The following is a 16,600-nucleotide window of genomic DNA, read 5'->3' on the forward strand; positions in this document are numbered from 1 at the left end:
GAGAAAACAACAGTGATTCCGTCAGTAGCGGCGAGCGAAAGCGGATTAGCCCAAACCAAGAGGCTTGCCTCTTGGGGTTGTGGGACGTCTCACATGGAGTTACAAAGGTGTTGGTTAGGCGAAGAGGTCTGGAAAGGCCCGCTAGAAAAGGTAAAAGCCCTGTAACCAAAAGTCAACACCCTCCGAGACGGATCCCGAGTACCGCGAGACACGTGAAACCTCGTGGGAATCCGGCAGGACCATCTGCCAAGGCTAAATACTCCCTAGTGACCGATAGTGAAGCAGTACCGTGAGGGAAAGGTGAAAAGCACCGCGGAAGCGGAGTGAAAAAGAACCTGAAACCGTGCGCTTACAAGAAGTCAGAGCCCGTTATAGGGGTGATGGCGTGCCTTTTGTAGAATGAACCGGCGAGTTACGTTCCCGTGCAAGGTTAAGGTGAAGAGCCGGAGCCGCAGCGAAAGCGAGTCTGAATAGGGCGACTAAGTACGTGGACGTAGACCCGAAACCGAGTGATCTACCCCTGTCCAGGGTGAAGGTGCGGTAACACGCACTGGAGGCCCGAACCCACGAATGTTGAAAAATTCGGGGATGAGGTGGGGGTAGCGGAGAAATTCCAATCGAACTCGGAGATAGCTGGTTCTCCCCGAAATAGCTTTAGGGCTAGCCTCGGAATTGAAGAGTCATGGAGGTAGAGCACTGATTGGGTGCGGGGCCCGCCAAGGGTTACCAAGTCCAGTCAAACTCCGAATGCCATCGACTTGTATCCGGGAGTCAGACAGTGAGTGCTAAGATCCATTGTCAAGAGGGAAACAGCCCAGACCATCAGCTAAGGTCCCCAAGTGTGTGTTAAGTGGGAAAGGATGTGGAGTTGCAAAGACAACCAGGATGTTGGCTTAGAAGCAGCCACCATTTAAAGAGTGCGTAATAGCTCACTGGTCGAGTGACTCTGCGCCGAAAATGTAACGGGGCTAAACACACCACCGAAGCTATGGATTGATCGTAAGATCAGTGGTAGGGGAGCGTTGAATGCGGGTTGAAGTCAGACCGTAAGGACTGGTGGACTGCATTCAAGTGAGAATGCCGGTATGAGTAACGAAAAGACAAGTGAGAATCTTGTCCGCCGAAAGCCTAAGGGTTCCTGAGGAAGGCTCGTCCGCTCAGGGTAAGTCGGGACCTAAGGCGAGGCCGAAAGGCGTAGTCGAAGGACAACAGGTTGAAATTCCTGTACCACCGTAAACCGTTATGAGCAATGGGGTGACGCAGAAGGATAGTGACGCGGACTGATGGAATAGTCCGTCCAAGCAGCAAGGCTGATGGGTTGGCAAATCCGCCCATCGATAAGGCTGAGCTGTGACGGGGAGGGAAAATTATAGTACCGAAGGTCATGAGTTCCCGCTGCCAAGAAAAGCCTCTAGCCAGGTGAAGGTGCCCGTACCGCAAACCGACACAGGTAGGCGAGCAGAGCATGCTAAGGCGCGCGGAAGAACTCTCGTTAAGGAACTCGGCAAAATGACCCCGTAACTTCGGGAGAAGGGGTGCCTCGGTAGGGTGAATAGCCCGAGGGGGCCGCAGTGAAAAGGCCCAAGCGACTGTTTAGCAAAAACACAGGTCTGTGCGAAGCCGTAAGGCGAAGTATACGGGCTGACGCCTGCCCGGTGCTGGAAGGTTAAGGGGAGCGGTTAGGGGTAACCCGAAGCTGTGAACCGAAGCCCCAGTAAACGGCGGCCGTAACTATAACGGTCCTAAGGTAGCGAAATTCCTTGTCAGGTAAATTCTGACCCGCACGAATGGCGTAACGACTTGGGCGCTGTCTCAACGAGAGATCCGGTGAAATTTTAATACCTGTGAAGATGCAGGTTACCCGCGACAAGACGGAAAGACCCCATGGAGCTTTACTGCAGCTTGATATTGGACTTTGGTACGATCTGTACAGGATAGGTGGGAGCCTGGGAAGCCGGAGCGCCAGCTTCGGTGGAGGCACCGTTGGGATACCACCCTGATCGTATCGGAGTTCTAACCTGCCACCCTGAATCGGGTGGAGGGACCGTGTCAGGCGGGCAGTTTGACTGGGGCGGTCGCCTCCTAAAAAGTAACGGAGGCGCCCAAAGGTTCCCTCAGAATGGTTGGAAATCATTCGTAGCGTGCAAAGGCATAAGGGAGCTTGACTGCGAGACCTACAAGTCGAGCAGGGACGAAAGTCGGGCTTAGTGATCCGGTGGTACCGCATGGAAGGGCCATCGCTCAACGGATAAAAGCTACCCTGGGGATAACAGGCTTATCTCCCCCAAGAGTCCACATCGACGGGGAGGTTTGGCACCTCGATGTCGGCTCATCGCATCCTGGGGCTGAAGTAGGTCCCAAGGGTTGGGCTGTTCGCCCATTAAAGCGGTACGCGAGCTGGGTTCAGAACGTCGTGAGACAGTTCGGTCCCTATCTGTCGTGGGCGTAGGAAATTTGAGAGGAGCTGTCCTTAGTACGAGAGGACCGGGATGGACGTACCGCTGGTGTACCAGTTGTTCCGCCAGGAGCACCGCTGGGTAGCTATGTACGGACGGGATAAGCGCTGAAAGCATCTAAGCGCGAAGCCCCCCTCAAGATGAGATTTCCCAATTCGTAAGACCCCTGGAAGACGACCAGGTTGATAGGTTCGGGGTGGAAGTGCAGTAATGCATGCAGCTGACGAATACTAATCGGTCGAGGGCTTATCCTAAAAATACCCCACAAAGTGACGAACGGCTTCGAAGCTGATTCCGAGTACTTTGCGGGGACCCCAGATAAAAATCAGCTAAAGAGTTGCGCAAACTCGTATCCAGTTTTCAGGGTGTAACATTTCTGAAATTGTGCAAGCCTTTATTTAAGGCATCGTACATAAGGCCCGTTGGTCAAGGGGTTAAGACACCTCCCTTTCACGGAGGTAACAGGGGTTCGAATCCCCTACGGGTCACCATTAACGACGCGGGGTGGAGCAGCCCGGTAGCTCGTCGGGCTCATAACCCGAAGGCCGCAGGTTCAAATCCTGCCCCCGCAACCAAATTCGTTCTTTACAAACGAATAAACTTATAATGTGGAGCCGTGGTGTAGAGGCCTAACATGCCTGCCTGTCACGCAGGAGACCGCGGGTTCGAATCCCGTCGGCTCCGCCATTATAACCTTATCACTTGCCGTTGTAGCTCAATTGGTAGAGCAACTGACTTGTAATCAGTAGGTTGGGGGTTCAAGTCCTCTCGACGGCACCATTTTATTTTTTTTGCGGTCGTGGCGGAATTGGCAGACGCGCTAGATTCAGGTTCTAGTGGTGTAACAGCCGTGGAGGTTCAAGTCCTCTCGACCGCACCAATGCGGAAGTGGCTCAGCGGTAGAGCATCGCCTTGCCAAGGCGAGGGTCGCGGGTTCGATTCCCGTCTTCCGCTCCATAAGTGCCCTTAGCTCAGCTGGATAGAGCATTTGACTACGAATCAAAAGGTCGGGAGTTCGAATCTCTCAGGGCACGCCATTTTCATAACGGGATGTAGCTCAGCTTGGTAGAGCACCTGGTTTGGGACCAGGGGGTCGCATGTTCGAATCGTGTCATCCCGACCATTCCTTTCAACAACTATTCAAAGTCTGCAATAACGTATATTCTATACGTATGCAGGCTTTTTTATATTTCGATCTGCCCAGGAACGAGGACTGTATGATGAAGAATCTGTTAGTGACTGGCTACCGTGCCCATGAACTAAATATCTTTGATCAGAAGCATAAAGGCATTGGTTATATCCAGAAGGCGATTGCCGGGAAGCTGATTCCCCTCGTTGAAGAAGGGTTGGAATGGGTCATTACGCCAGGCCAATACGGTGTCGACCTGTGGGCGTGTGAAGTCGTTATTGCCTTGAAGGAGCAATATCCTCATTTGAAACTGTCCATTATGACGGCATTTATCCAACAGGAAGAGAAATGGAACGATGCCAAGAAGGAATATTACGGGCAGATTTTAAAGGGCGTCGACTATTACGGTTCGGTGAGCAAGCAGCCTTATAGCGGTGTATGGCAATTCACAGCCAGAGATGAGCTGTTGTTTAGAAAGACGGACGGCATTTTATTGTTTTATGATGAGGATGCCGGCGAAGGAAGCCCGAAGTTTCATAAGGAAAGGGCATTACGAAAGCAGCAGCAGGACGGTTATCGGTACATCGGCTTAACATCGGAGGATGTTCAAAGCGTGGCGGATGAAGAAAGCTTGAATGCTTATGATTGAAGCCGAACCAGGTTGTTTTACGGTGATTTAGTCATCGATAATAGCGTGCAGGAAACCAGTTGGTTGACTATATCCGGTACTGCAATGTGTGAGCAAGCCGCAAAATGCTGACAGTCCAAAGACAATTGCCATTGACGGCAGCTTCGCGGACTGGGTTCATGGCGGAATTACGGATCAGAGGAGCAAATCTTGCGGGTCTGAATAGCCCCGGGATTGCTCTTTTTTATTGCGCTTCATTCTGAACGGTAGTCGATCCGCGCTCTTATCTATCAAAGCGGTCTGGTAGATTAAGAGATTTTTCGCTACAATATAACGATAGTTGTACCCATTCGACAGGAGATGACGCATTGCGAAAGATATCACGAACAATAGGAACAATTGCCCTGGCAGCGGCAATTTTCATGAATCCGATATCCTCGTTTGCAGCGGAGAACGAAATATCGCTTCCTTTTAAGGACATTAGCGCCTCCCCTGCGCTCGGCCAAATTTTGCTGCTGCAGCACATGGGCTACATTAAAGGCTACGTGGATCAATCCTTCAAGCCGGAACAAACCATTACGAGAGCCGAGTTTGTTGTGATGCTGGTGGCAGGGAAAGGATATGAAGGTGAAGCAGCCAAGCTGTCCGGTACGAAGAGCGAATTCCGCGATGTATCCGGCTGGGGGACGAGGTATATTAATTTTGCCGTCAATCACGGATGGATTCAAGGTACCGGGGACGGGAAATTTGAGCCGGATAAGCTGATCACCAATGCACAGGCCATTGCGATTCTTATGAATTCGATCGGTATGCAGCAAAGCCAAAGCGGCGAGCCTGGTAAGCCGTGGTACGCGAATTATTATTTGGCTGACCAAAAGTTTCATCTGGGCTTCGTCTCTGCAGCCAGCAAACCCAATGCATACGCAACGAGATCCGATGTAGCCGAGCTCATCGTCAAGCTTCTCGCTGACGTTCCGGTCAATCCATCTACCGGAATATTCGATACGAAGCACACGGCAAATAATACGTCATTCGCGATCCATTTATACGAAGATACCGTCGGGAGCTTCACGCCTGCAGCTTCAGACGGCAAGGGAACAGGTGCTGTGACGCTGCTAAACGGGCAGATCGTACCGCTTGCGGAGAATGCGCCCGTATATGGCGACCCGGTCCCCGGCAGCGGGATATGGTACGTGAAGAACGGCAGCGGGCTGGCTGCCTTCGTCTATGTCGTCACGGACCATCAGGATAGCTTGAACCGGACGGGGCAGTGGACCAAGCTGTGGAGCGTATATCAGTCGCTGAAATATGATTACTATACGGCGGTCGATGACGAAACGCTTGTGAATGGGGCGATTGACGGAATGCTGAGGTCGCTGGGCGATCCGTACACCGTCTACATGAATCCGGAAGCGGCAGCGAGCTTCAACAATGGGATCTCTTCTTCCTTCGAGGGCGTTGGAACGACGCTTAAGGAGCAGAATGGGGAACTTGTCATTAGCGGCATTCTGCCCGGATCTCCGGCTGAGAAAGCCGGCTTTCGGACAGGTGACATCATCCTGCAGGTGAATGGAACGGATGTGAAGGGAATGAGCAGCGATGAGCTGGCGTCGCTCATTCGCGGACCGAAAGGGACGGCAGTGGAATTCATCGTCCAGCGTCCAGGCGTGGATGGCAAGCTGACCATCCCGGTCACGCGCGATACCATCATCCAGAAAACCGTAGCCGGCAAGATGTTATCTGGTACGATGGGTAAAATCGACATTGTCCGGATGTCCGAGCCGACTGTAGATGAGTTCCAACAGCACTATAAAGAGCTGCTTGCGAAGGGGATGAAGGGGCTCATACTGGATCTGAGGCAAAATCCGGGCGGGCTGATGAGCTCGGCATTGTTAATTGGCAATGTATTGGTGCCGAATCAGAAACCGCTGTTTCAATTGGAATACCGCGACGGATCGCGGGTCGTCTACATCACGCAAAATGATGTGGAGCGCCCAATACCCATTGTCGTATTGACCGATAAAGGAACGGCCAGCGCCGCGGAAATATTGGCTGCAGCGCTTCGCGAATCGGCCGATGCTGTTCTTGTTGGAGCGGCGACTTACGGCAAAGGAGTCGTGCAGACGACACAGGGCTATAACGATGGCTCGTCCGTGAAGTATACTGAGTCGAAATGGCTCACTCCGGAAGGTAATTGGATCCATTCGAAGGGTATCGTCCCTGACTACGAGGTCCGTTTGCCGGAAGCTCCTTCAACGCTGGATACGCAGCTGCAGAAAGCGGAAGATGTCCTAAAGCAGCTCATGCTGGGATATGAATAGTGTTTTTTACGTTGCGTGGATTATCGAAAGTGGAGTGGAGCCGAAAGGCTCCACTTTTGTTTGGGGAGCGTATGTGGTATACTTCAAGGCGTTTAATTGAATACTAAGACCGGCAGCCCGCATTCAGATGGGACCGGGAGAGGTTCGCGATCCCCCCTCTATAAAAATACTAAGGAAAACGATACCTTCCTTGGCTATCGTTTTTTTTGCGTAAGGGGACATTGAAGAGGAAGCAAGCGGCACAAACAGGAGCTTGACCATGCCCCAGAACAAAGAAGAGACGTTGGAGCTAGCTCGGCAAGCTGGGCGTGCTCGAGTTCATACGGACGAGATACCCATCTGTACGAACGGAACACCTGCCGACAGCTGCGGCTAGCGAGCTCCGGGCAGAGGGCGGGACGCCTGTTTGACAGCCAAAGAAGGGAGCAAAATATGATGACAGGCAGACACAAAGAAGAACTCGAAGGGGTGACGCTGCTGGGCAACCAGGGCACTACCTATACCTTTGAATATAACCCGGCCATTCTGGAGTCATTCGATAACAAACATCCGAACCGGGATTATTTTGTCAAATTCAATTGTCCGGAATTTACGAGCTTATGCCCGATGACGGGACAGCCTGACTTTGCGACGATCTATATCTCCTATATTCCCGACATCAAGATGGTTGAGAGCAAGTCGCTCAAGCTGTATCTGTTCAGCTTTCGCAATCATGGCGATTTTCATGAGGACTGCATGAACATCATCATGAATGATCTGATTGCGCTCATGGAGCCGCGCTATATTGAGGTATGGGGAAAATTCACGCCGCGGGGCGGAATATCCATCGATCCTTACTGCAATTGGGGGCGGCCGGGTACCAAATACGAGCAGATGGCCGAGCACCGCTTGATGAATCATGATATGTATCCCGAGAAGATTGATAACCGGTAAGCATCCTGTGTATACTGGAAAACAAGCATCAGTGTCCGAGCAAACAGACTAACCATTAGCGGTTAGTCTGTTTCTGTATCGAGGTGATAGGAAAGAAGCGATAGAGGAGGAGATCCAATGAACCGAGTTATGATGATCGCGATGATAGCTGTACTGCTGCTCGTCGGCGCGGCTTGCACATCCTCACAGAAGAAGGAGGTCCTGCCGGTCGATGTGGGCAGCGGGGACGCGGTCACCAAGGAGGGATCCGATACGCCTGGATACGAAATGGTGGCGGAACGGCTGAAATCGCCGTGGGCCATTGATTTTGCAGGCGATACGATCTACGTCAGCGAGCGGGAAGGGACTATCGCGAAGATTGCGGAAGGGAAGCTGATCCGGCAGCAGGTACGGCTAAACAAGCCCGTTAAGCAGATTGGCGAGGGAGGGTTCCTCGGCTTTGTGCTCGCACCGGATTATGACAAGACGAAGCAGGCCTACGCGTACCATACGTATGAGGAAGAAGGTAATGAGTACAACCGGATCGTCGTGTTGGAGGAAGCCTCGAACGGGGACAGCTGGACGGAGAAGAAGACGCTGCTTGAGCGCATTCCGGGTGCTTCGGTGCATAACGGAGGCCGCCTGGCGATCGGGCCGGACAATCATCTGTATATTACGACCGGAGACGCTTCCCATGAGAAGCTTGCGCAGGACAGGACTAGTCTGGCGGGGAAAATTCTGAGGATGTCGCTGGATGGTACGATACCGGCAGACAATCCGTTCCCGGATTCGCTTGTCTATTCGTATGGGCATCGCAATCCGCAGGGGCTGGCATGGAACTCGAAGGGGGAGCTGATCAGCTCCGAGCATGGCCCATCGTCCATACCAGGAGGCCATGATGAGCTGAATCGGATTGAAGCCGGCGGCAATTATGGGTGGCCGGATATCGTTGGCGACGAGACGAAGAAAGGAATGATCACGCCGATGTTTCATACGGGCAGCGACACGCTTGCGCCTTCCGGTATCGCGGTTAACGAGCTTGGTGAAATACTCGTGACCGGCCTGCGGGGGCAATCGCTTGTCCGCTTCTCGCCGGATGCAAGCTCGAGTCAGGTGATGGTTACAAGCGAGGGAAGACTGCGGGACGTTAAAATCCAAGGGGGCAGCGTGTACGTAATCACGAATAACACGGACGGCCGCGGCAAACCCGGAGAGAAGGACGACCGGCTGCTGCGTTTGAAATAGTAGAGAGTCGGTGATGCAAGATCGACGATTCCATCTTGCTATGATAGGATCATGGTATAAACAGGAATGTAGAAGGAGAGGAGTCACTTCGATGAGTATAAGAGCGTCACGCAGCGGTCAAGCCTTGATCAAGGAAGTGAATGCGACGGAGGTTCCATACGGTTGTCTGGCCATCTGGTTCCTGGGACAAGAGAGCGTCATTATTAAGGGGGACGACGTGACCTTGTATATTGATCCCTATGTATCCGATTACCTGGAGAAAACAGCCGGGGCGGTACGCACCTACCCGGCGCCGATTGCGCCGGAGGATATAACGAATGCCGATGCTTGCCTAATTACGCATGAGCATGAAGATCATCTGGACCGGGGCACCGTTCCTGTGCTGGCGGCTCAGAATCCGAACGCCTTCATTATGGCACCGGCCGCTTGCCGGGATATGCTGCTAAGCCTTGGCATTGAGCAAACACAGGTAATCAATGCGGATACAAATCAGTGGCGCTCGCCACTGGAGGGCCGCAAGCTGCGCATTCAAGCAATTCCGGCTGCGCACGAAGCTTTAGAGCAGGACGAGCAGGGGAATCACCGGTATGTCGGGTATATGATTGAGCTCAATGGCGTGACGCTGTACCATGCGGGAGATACTATCGTGTACCCGGGGCTGGTCGAGCAGCTGCGGAGCTATAAACCGGATGTGGCCATGCTGCCGATCAACGGGCGCGATTATTTCCGGACCAGCCGCGGTATTATCGGCAACATGGATTATCGTGAAGCGGCGGAGCTGGCCTATGCAGTCGGCGCGGAAACGGTTATCCCGCTGCATTACGATATCTTTGCCGGAAATGCGGAAAATCCGGGCTATTTCGTGGATTACGCCTACAAGTTCTTCCCGGAGCAGAAGTGCCATGTGATGGCGCGGGGAGAACGGTTCGTTTATGTATCGGCGCGTGCGTTCATGCGGGAATAATTGCGGTTGACAAGCCATACTTATTAAATACGGGTTCTAAGAACGCCTGCACGGCGTTCTTTTTGTTTGCGGCTCCCGGGAAGAGGGGTAACTAGAACCAAGACGCCATACACCCTAACGAAGGGAAAATGTAAGAAAACTTAACATAGACTACGATTGTTGTTGACTATAGTGTCATCGTTAAGATAATATTGAATGAAAACACATAAAGTCACAACAATCCTAAAATACGGTCGTGTAAGTTTGTTGAATTGAGAAAATTCTGGTATCTTACCGGACAAACAGGAATAGAATGGTATATTACCTTTCGCCGAGGAAGTCTTCTCTTCTGTTACTCTAGCGAAACAAATGCATAGGTGGATGTGAAAGATGTCATTATCGTACGAAGGACGAAAGAAGAAAATTTTGGACCAGCTGGCCAAGGATGAGAAGGTTCAAATCCCTGCGATGGCGGAGGAATTGAACGTCTCGACGGAGACGATCCGGCGTGATTTGGGGCGGCTGGATAAAGAAGGGATGCTCAAGAAAGTCTACGGCGGGGCTGTGAAGCAGGCATCACTGGAGCCGCCCTTCGAACAGAAATCGCTCATCAATGCAGCAGAGAAGCAGGAAATTAGCCGTTTAGCCGCCTCGCTCGTCGAAGACGGCGACATCATTATGATCGGCAGCGGTACAACGACGGTTGGAATGATTCCTTACTTAAGCACGAAGAAGAATGTGACGATCATCTCTCATTCCGCAGCGGTTATGCGCCTGGCCATGGAACAGTTTCCAGGCCGGATCATCTTCATTGGCGGCGAACTGAATGTTAAGAAGCAATCCGTGAACGGCCCGTTGGCCGAATGGATGTTGAATCAACTGAAAGCGGACAAAGCCTTCTTTGCCGCCGGCGGGATTTCCATGACGGACGGCATATCGGACTATACGCTCAGCGAAGCCAATCTATCCCGCAAGATGATGGAACGGGCGGGCGAAACGATCGTCTTGGCGGACCATACGAAGTTCGGGAATACGACATTCGCCCGCATATGCCCGCTCAAGAATATTGATATTCTTATCTCCGATAGAGGCTGTCCGGAGGAATGGATCCAGATGTTAGCCAGCAAAGAAACCACACTACTAATCGCCGAAGAGGAGGAGCAATTGTGATTGTCGATCATCATTTTCATCTGGAAGAAGGGCCTTATTCCGTTGAGTGGCTTCGCAGAACCGCCAAAGCGATCGAGACCTTGGAGAAGGAAGCCGGCGGGTTCCGCAATCGGTCGCACTCGCTGGAATGGGTGGAAGAATTACAAGATAAGCTTGCGCAGCGCATCGAGCGCGGCTGCTTCTCGAAGGAATGGATTATGTATTATCTGGAACGGGGCAAGCAGCTTGGAATCAAACGGTTCGGTATTGTGGACCATCTCTACCGGTTCGAAGAATTCCGTCCCTATTATGAGCGTCATATGATTATCGACGATACCGAATTGGGACAGCTGCAGCGTTATTGGCTGGACCGCGTATGTACGGGTTCGATCGAGCCGTACCTGGCAGCGATCCGCGCGCTTCGCGGCGAAGGTTATCCGATCTCGCTGGGAGTGGAAGCCGATTATTTCCCGGGCGGGGAAGAGGAGCTGGGGGGGCTGCTGGGCCGGTATGAGCTGGACTTCGTGATCGGCTCCGTTCATTTCATCGACGGGTGGGGGTTCGACAACCCGCAGACGGAATATAAGTTTGAAGGCGAAGATTTGATCGCCATGTACCGCAGGCTCTTCGATCATCTGCTCGGGTCTATACGAAGCGGATTGTTCGATATCATCGCGCATCCGGACAATTTGAAGGTGTTCAATTACCGGCCAGACGAGGCGTCTCTGCTTCCGATGTATGAAGAAGCGGCGGCGGCCATGAAAGAGGCCGGAGTGGCCACGGAAATCAACACCGGTCTGGCTTACCGCTACCCGGTCAAAGAGATGTGCCCGAGTCCTTCGTTTCTGCGTATCATTCATGATCATGGCGTTCCGATTACGCTCAGTTCGGATTCCCACTTTCCGGACGATATCGGGATGCTTCTGAATGAAGCGGCAGCCCTTGCGCGAGAGGTCGGTTATGAGGAAGTCGTCTATTTTGACAAGCGTGAACGCAAGACAGTAAACCTAAAGGGATGACCGCGTATGGAATTAACGTTTAACCCGGAGGTGTGGCAAATCAGCTACACCGAGATGACCATTCGTCTCGTGCTCGCGCTCGTGCTGGGCGGATTAATCGGGCTCGAACGGGAGCTCGGCGGTCACTCCGCCGGTTTCCGTACGCATATACTGGTATGTCTGGGATCATCGATTATCGTACTGTTGTCGATGTACGGTTTCTCCGAATTCGCGGCTGAGCCGAATGTGAGAATGGATCCGGCCCGCCTGGCAGCGCAAGTTATAAGCGGAATTGGTTTTCTCGGAGCAGGAACGATATTAAGAACGGGACTGACGATATCCGGTTTGACGACAGCGGCTTCATTATGGGTCGTTGCCTCGATTGGACTTGCGGTCGGTGCAGGCTTCTATTACGGTGCCGCGATTGGAACCTTACTGGTGGTGATCAGTTTGTTCTTATTGAATAAGGTGGAGAAAGTGTTCTCGCGCGCGAAGAAGCATCATGAGATATTATTCAAAATACATCGCGGCTCAGCGGGGCTGAATCAAATCGTAGTCAAGATGAAAAGCTTCGGCATTCAAATCGACAAGCTGGTCATTGAAAGCGAGGATGCATCGGATTCATCCAATAATACGAGTCCTCTCTTGATCCGCATGCACGTGAAGCTGAAGAAAACCAAACGCTTCGAAGAGGCGCTTATGGCTCTTTCTTCCATTGAAGGCGTGCTGGGGCTGGAAACAGCCGGCGACAGCTTATAAGCGATGGAATTTGCAAACCAAAATAAACAGCGCCCTCCAAAGCCGGAGGGCGCTTGTGCTGCTTCAACCGATAGGAGGGGGACTGCTATAGGCCTGCTTCTCCATATAACTCGAGGGCATTTCTTCGGTGCTGATTCCTCCCAAATAAGTGCTTAGGATCAGCTGCTTTAAGATACGGACACCATGGTACGACGATTTATTCAGGACCGTATGCTTAAAGTAGCATGGCGGTCTCATTCTTTATTCGCGTTTTGAATTTGGAGAAGTTCCATAAGAACAGTCAGCATTTCCTCCAACGGAATTCTTTCATCGACAAAATGCTGCAGGTTGATTCCATTAAAGAGAGCCATAGACGCGATAGCCAACGTTCTCGCATCCAACGGACTTCCTATAATCCCTTCGTCCTTCATGACCTGGTAGAAATGTGTCAGAAATTGTCGCCATTCCTCCATCTGCGAGATGAGCTTCTCCTTGATCTGAGGCAGCTCGTTGGAAATCATGCAGCCTTGAATGAGCAAAGGAGAGGCGCCCTTTTTGTATGCCTCATTGACCAGGCGGATCGAGTATTGTTGAAAATTGGTCAGAAGGTCGCGGTCCTTCCGCTCAAGAGCTTTCTGCAGATCCTCAAAGTAAAAATCAATGCCTTCTTTAATGATGGTCAGCAAGAACTCTTCCTTGCTGGAGAAATGGGCATAAAATCCCCCTTTCGAATATCCGGCGTGTCTGACGATTTGATCTATGCTTGTATTGGAGTAGCCTTGGCGCGAGAATAACTCGACTCCGGACGCAATCAACTTCTCGATGGTTTGTTTCGACTGCTGTTGATGATTTGCCATACCAAATTTCCCCTTTAAATAATCCTTATTTCCCATTGATTATAACATAATTTGCAGTATACACTATTTCCGATATACCGACTGGTTGGTATTTAAATCAGATAGCTGTTTATTGCATGTTAACCACTCGGGATTCTTAAAAAAGGAGACTCGAAGAATGAAGAAGAAAAGTTGGCTCGTTGGATTGTCTTTTGTATTATTATTGGCCTTCCTGATTATCCCGGTACAGCAGTCTTTCAGTGCGGCAGAAGGAAACGCGGGCGTGAACGGGATCGTCGGCAGCAAGCTGAACGATCAATTTCATCTTAGCCATGAAGTGAAAATCTATGTCCCTTCCACAGTGAAAGGGGATATTCCGATCACCGATGAAGCGCATGAAAAGTTCGTCGACGAGGCGCTAACGAAATTTTCCAACATGTTTGGCGGGGCAACGGCTGTCGAGGGAGAGGGTGCTTGGGTCGATGACAATAAGAAGCTGATCAAGGAAAAAGTGACGATCGTATATGCCTTTGCCGAGAAGCTGGACAAAGAAGCCATTAATCAAGTGGTCGATTACGCGAAGCAAATGAAAGAGAAGCTTGCACAGTCTTCGATATCCCTTGAAGTAGACGGAAAGATGTATTTTATCGAATAACGTAATTTGGAGAGGAGAGAAGAGGAAACAGGTGAGACATTATTACGCTATAATCCTGACGGCAATCCTTCTCATGGTCCTCACGGGATGCGGACGATTGGACCTGGTCATCCATGAGGACGGTTCGGGAGAGGGGAAGTATGAGGTTGAACTAACGGGCAAATTCACAGCCCAGGATGTAAAGGAGGGAATTGAGAAGGGGTTGGCAGAGGTCAACGATAAGGCCGGCCAAGAAGTCATCCGGCTGGAGGAATTCGAGGAGAAGGACGGGATGGCCAGCGCGACCGTCGCCTTCGATAGCCTCACCGCATTGAGCGGGGGAAAGGACACGCTGCTCGTGACGGTGGATGATATCAGACGGCTTGACCCGCAGCGGTTGGATGCATTAATCGATGTCGATAAACATTCCGCAATAAAACCGGAAGACCTCGACAAGATCGGGGATAAGCCGGTCGTCTACCTGAATATAGACGACGAGACGGAAATAACGGTTACGGTGCCGGGCAGGATTTTGTATGCTGCCGGCGGAACGGTTACGGAAGATAATCCGCGAAGTCTTCTCCTCAACGATGATTCTGTAGCTATCGTTTATGAGCCTTCTTCGAATATGCCGTCGATCGGCTGGGTTATTGCGCTGGCGCTGTTGGTTATCGCAGCCGTTCTCTATTTTATGTTCAGAAGAGGATTGTTTCGGACATTCAAGTCCGGCGGGAAAGGGGGCGGCATTCCGAATGCGTAACAGAAGGCGCCTATGGATCGCTTTGCTTAGTTGTACTTGGCTGCTATCGGGCTGCAGCGGCGGCGACGATGGAGGGTACGGCAAGCTGATGGCCGAAGCCGATCAGGCTATGGAGAGTCTGGACGTCGATACCGCCATTGCCCAATACCGCAAAATAGCCGAGATGGATCCGAATCAATTGCAATACGGCGAAGGACGGATCGCCATCGTCAATGAGCTTCTGGAGGATGCGGAAGACTTAAAAGGCAAATTAGATGAATTAAAGTCGCGTTCGGAGACCGTGAAACAAAATGTCGGCAGCCTGGACATGGAGAAAGCGGAGGCCGAAGAGATCGCCCAGGTGAACGGAGAACTAAACGATATTCTTTCGAGTCTGGAGGAATTCTCTTCAACCGGATTGTACGGCGAATTGGAGAAACTGCGGAGTCAACTCGCCGAGGATGTCAAAACCCGAAAAATAGATCCGCTCCTAAAAGAAATCGAAGCTGATATTGGAAAGCTCGAGTTCGACAAGGCCGAGAGCAATGCAGCCGTCCTGTACGCGCTCGGAAACGGCTTCTCCGAGCTGGTTGGGAGCGCCGCGGATGAGTATTCGGCAAAAATCGAAACGGAGAAAGCGAAATATATCGAGCTGCCGGCAACCTATAACCAAAGGAATATCGTGCTCCTGCAAAATGCCGCCGGTAAAATTACGTTCCTCGGCGAAGGAATCAAGGACGACGAGCTGGCGCTTTTCTATAAATACGAAGGCGATCTGCGCTTCGCAGCCAAGGAGCTCCCTCCTAAGATTCAGGCCGTATTCAACGACGGAAACGCCGAAACCAGCGATGAAATCACGCTTCGCCATCTTCCCGATCATGCCATCGGCTATCAGGTTATATCCGATGATCCGAACAAGGCGCTTATCCGGCTCGATTACCGTTTCGGGCTGCAGCAAGACGAAGCGTATAAGAAAGTCGATATCGGTCCTGCGGGAGAGACGCAGACGCTTAAAGAGATAACGGCTTTGCCGGATAAAGAGCTTCAGACTTCCCTTAAAATCACAAGCGGCAAGATGAACGTGGAGATCAGCGGCGTCAGCGTGCAGCAAAATATCGTCGCCATCCAAGGGAAGCTGACGGCAAGCGAAGATATGAATCTGGAGACCGATGCATCCCTCTATGTGCCCGCCAACGATTTATCGAAGCAGGATTACATGGATGAGGATCTGTTCGCCGGGGTTGCGAAGGAATTCAAAGCAGTATTCGATCTGGGCGGCAGACGGATTTCGAATGACACCACGTATTTGAAATTCGGTATAGCGGGCATCCAGGTGAATATCGATTTGGCTTCAGGGGAGGAGCATAAACCGGGCAAAGAGCTGTTGATTCATCAGCTTATACTTCCGAGTGAAGATGCGGTAGTGTTTGAACGGTTTAATCCATGGGATAAGCAATTTCTAGCGGATGCTTCAGGCCAAGTCTTTGCCGATGGAATCAGCTTCGAGGGACAGAACAGCTGGGCCGAAGCGCCTTCCTTCACGGTTAGCCTGAACCAGCGGTACAAGCGGCTGACCGCCAAAGTCGGAGTCGACAAGACGACCGTCGGAAGCGATTTCGGGAGCAGCGCGGTCAAAATCATGGGCGACGGGCAAGTGCTGAAAACCTTTGCTTTCGGATCCTCGGCACCGGCTGCGGTCGACTTGGATGTAAGTATAGAGGGCATCCATACGCTGCAGTTTATCATGACCCAAACCCCCGGCCCCAGCCATGATGTCCAGAGGATCATTATCGGGGATGGAACTCTGACGCAATAAAAAACGTCTTCATGGCTCTGCACCATTCGGGCGGCCAGGATGTCCAGCAAATCGTT

At 51.7% G+C, this 16,600-nt stretch carries 12 protein-coding genes, 8 tRNA genes, 1 rRNA gene and 1 riboswitch (1 of these 22 running past the window's edge); of the genes, 20 read left to right on the forward strand and 1 reads right to left on the reverse strand.

All coding sequences use genetic code 11. The annotated features are described in order from the left end of the window. The 17 genes from L1F29_RS04390 to L1F29_RS04470 form a co-directional block, all read left to right on the forward strand. Positions 1–2,710 (forward strand): 23S ribosomal RNA (locus L1F29_RS04390) (it extends 221 nt beyond the left edge of the window). A gap of 162 nt (positions 2,711–2,872) precedes the next feature. After that, positions 2,873–2,947: transfer RNA gene (locus L1F29_RS04395), tRNA-Glu, on the forward strand. 7 nt (positions 2,948–2,954) lie between these two features. Next, positions 2,955–3,031 (forward strand) — tRNA-Met (locus tag L1F29_RS04400). 35 nt (positions 3,032–3,066) lie between these two features. Then, positions 3,067–3,143 (forward strand) — tRNA-Asp (locus L1F29_RS04405). 17 nt (positions 3,144–3,160) lie between these two features. Next, positions 3,161–3,236, forward strand: a tRNA-Thr gene (locus L1F29_RS04410). 13 nt (positions 3,237–3,249) lie between these two features. Continuing rightward, a tRNA-Leu gene (locus L1F29_RS04415) sits at positions 3,250–3,336 on the forward strand. A 2-nt stretch (positions 3,337–3,338) separates the two neighbouring features. After that, a tRNA-Gly gene (locus L1F29_RS04420) sits at positions 3,339–3,413 on the forward strand. Positions 3,414–3,416: 3 nt separating this feature from the next. Beyond that, a tRNA-Arg gene (locus L1F29_RS04425) sits at positions 3,417–3,493 on the forward strand. A gap of 9 nt (positions 3,494–3,502) precedes the next feature. Next, a tRNA-Pro gene (locus tag L1F29_RS04430) sits at positions 3,503–3,579 on the forward strand. A 97-nt stretch (positions 3,580–3,676) separates the two neighbouring features. Continuing rightward, the gene (locus tag L1F29_RS04435) at positions 3,677–4,234 is read left to right on the forward strand and encodes an SLOG family protein (RefSeq protein WP_258387161.1); all 558 of its coding nucleotides are present in this window, start codon (positions 3,677–3,679) and stop codon (positions 4,232–4,234) included. A 347-nt stretch (positions 4,235–4,581) separates the two neighbouring features. Further along, on the forward strand, positions 4,582–6,534 hold the full coding sequence (locus L1F29_RS04440) for a S41 family peptidase (RefSeq protein ID WP_258387162.1): 1,953 nt from the start codon (positions 4,582–4,584) through the stop codon (positions 6,532–6,534). Between the two features lie 133 nt (positions 6,535–6,667). After that, positions 6,668–6,713: riboswitch (PreQ1 riboswitch) on the forward strand. A gap of 256 nt (positions 6,714–6,969) precedes the next feature. Next, a complete protein-coding gene (queF, locus tag L1F29_RS04445; protein ID WP_258389605.1) occupies positions 6,970–7,467 on the forward strand; it encodes a preQ(1) synthase in 498 nt (165 codons plus the stop codon). A 117-nt stretch (positions 7,468–7,584) separates the two neighbouring features. Further along, on the forward strand, positions 7,585–8,691 hold the full coding sequence (locus tag L1F29_RS04450; RefSeq protein ID WP_258387163.1) for a PQQ-dependent sugar dehydrogenase: 1,107 nt from the start codon (positions 7,585–7,587) through the stop codon (positions 8,689–8,691). 91 nt (positions 8,692–8,782) lie between these two features. After that, a complete protein-coding gene (locus tag L1F29_RS04455) occupies positions 8,783–9,655 on the forward strand; it encodes an MBL fold metallo-hydrolase (protein WP_258387164.1) in 873 nt (290 codons plus the stop codon). A gap of 369 nt (positions 9,656–10,024) precedes the next feature. After that, on the forward strand, positions 10,025–10,804 hold the full coding sequence (locus L1F29_RS04460) for a DeoR/GlpR family DNA-binding transcription regulator (RefSeq protein ID WP_258387165.1): 780 nt from the start codon (positions 10,025–10,027) through the stop codon (positions 10,802–10,804). Then, a complete protein-coding gene (locus L1F29_RS04465) occupies positions 10,801–11,802 on the forward strand; it encodes a PHP domain-containing protein (protein ID WP_258387166.1) in 1,002 nt (333 codons plus the stop codon). Before L1F29_RS04460 ends, L1F29_RS04465 begins: the two co-directional genes overlap by 4 nt. Before the next feature lie 6 nt (positions 11,803–11,808). Then, positions 11,809–12,540 carry an MgtC/SapB family protein gene (locus tag L1F29_RS04470; RefSeq protein ID WP_258387167.1) on the forward strand — a complete coding sequence of 244 codons (732 nt, stop codon included), beginning with the start codon at positions 11,809–11,811 and terminating at the stop codon, positions 12,538–12,540. Positions 12,541–12,773: 233 nt separating this feature from the next. On the opposite strand, the gene L1F29_RS04475 is transcribed toward L1F29_RS04470, so the two are convergent. Further along, positions 12,774–13,376 (reverse strand): TetR/AcrR family transcriptional regulator, encoded by a 603-nt coding sequence (locus L1F29_RS04475; RefSeq protein ID WP_258387168.1) that lies wholly within the window; start codon positions 13,374–13,376, stop codon positions 12,774–12,776. 157 nt (positions 13,377–13,533) lie between these two features. Here L1F29_RS04475 and L1F29_RS04480 point away from each other — a divergent pair, with 157 nt between their 5' ends. Genes L1F29_RS04480 through L1F29_RS04490 form a run of 3 tightly spaced genes read left to right on the forward strand, consistent with a single transcriptional unit; the run spans position 13,534 to position 16,544 of the window. After that, positions 13,534–14,010 carry a DUF3574 domain-containing protein gene (locus tag L1F29_RS04480; RefSeq protein WP_258387169.1) on the forward strand — a complete coding sequence of 159 codons (477 nt, stop codon included), beginning with the start codon at positions 13,534–13,536 and terminating at the stop codon, positions 14,008–14,010. Between the two features lie 31 nt (positions 14,011–14,041). Next, positions 14,042–14,749, forward strand: coding sequence for a hypothetical protein (locus tag L1F29_RS04485; RefSeq protein WP_258387170.1), 708 nt, complete (start codon positions 14,042–14,044; stop codon positions 14,747–14,749). Then, on the forward strand, positions 14,742–16,544 hold the full coding sequence (locus tag L1F29_RS04490; protein ID WP_258387171.1) for an NPCBM/NEW2 domain-containing protein: 1,803 nt from the start codon (positions 14,742–14,744) through the stop codon (positions 16,542–16,544). The genes L1F29_RS04485 and L1F29_RS04490 overlap by 8 nt, the downstream gene beginning before the upstream one ends. The last annotated feature ends 56 nt before the right edge of the window (positions 16,545–16,600 follow it).

It is taken from the genome of Paenibacillus spongiae (assembly GCF_024734895.1).
Classification (GTDB): Bacteria; Bacillota; Bacilli; order Paenibacillales; family Paenibacillaceae; genus Paenibacillus_Z; species Paenibacillus_Z spongiae.

Bases quoted from the DNA above. Each gene is read 5' to 3' on its own strand.
- L1F29_RS04435 (WP_258387161.1), top strand. From the start codon at position 3,677: ATGAAGAATCTGTTAGTGACTGGCTACCGTGCCCATGAACTAAATATC.
- queF (WP_258389605.1), top strand. From the start codon at position 6,970: ATGACAGGCAGACACAAAGAAGAACTCGAAGGGGTGACGCTGCTGGGC.
- L1F29_RS04450 (WP_258387163.1), top strand. From the start codon at position 7,585: ATGAACCGAGTTATGATGATCGCGATGATAGCTGTACTGCTGCTCGTC.
- L1F29_RS04455 (WP_258387164.1), top strand. From the start codon at position 8,783: ATGAGTATAAGAGCGTCACGCAGCGGTCAAGCCTTGATCAAGGAAGTG.
- L1F29_RS04460 (WP_258387165.1), top strand. From the start codon at position 10,025: ATGTCATTATCGTACGAAGGACGAAAGAAGAAAATTTTGGACCAGCTG.
- L1F29_RS04470 (WP_258387167.1), top strand. From the start codon at position 11,809: ATGGAATTAACGTTTAACCCGGAGGTGTGGCAAATCAGCTACACCGAG.
- L1F29_RS04475 (WP_258387168.1), bottom strand. From the start codon at position 13,376: ATGGCAAATCATCAACAGCAGTCGAAACAAACCATCGAGAAGTTGATT.
- L1F29_RS04480 (WP_258387169.1), top strand. From the start codon at position 13,534: ATGAAGAAGAAAAGTTGGCTCGTTGGATTGTCTTTTGTATTATTATTG.
- L1F29_RS04490 (WP_258387171.1), top strand. From the start codon at position 14,742: ATGCGTAACAGAAGGCGCCTATGGATCGCTTTGCTTAGTTGTACTTGG.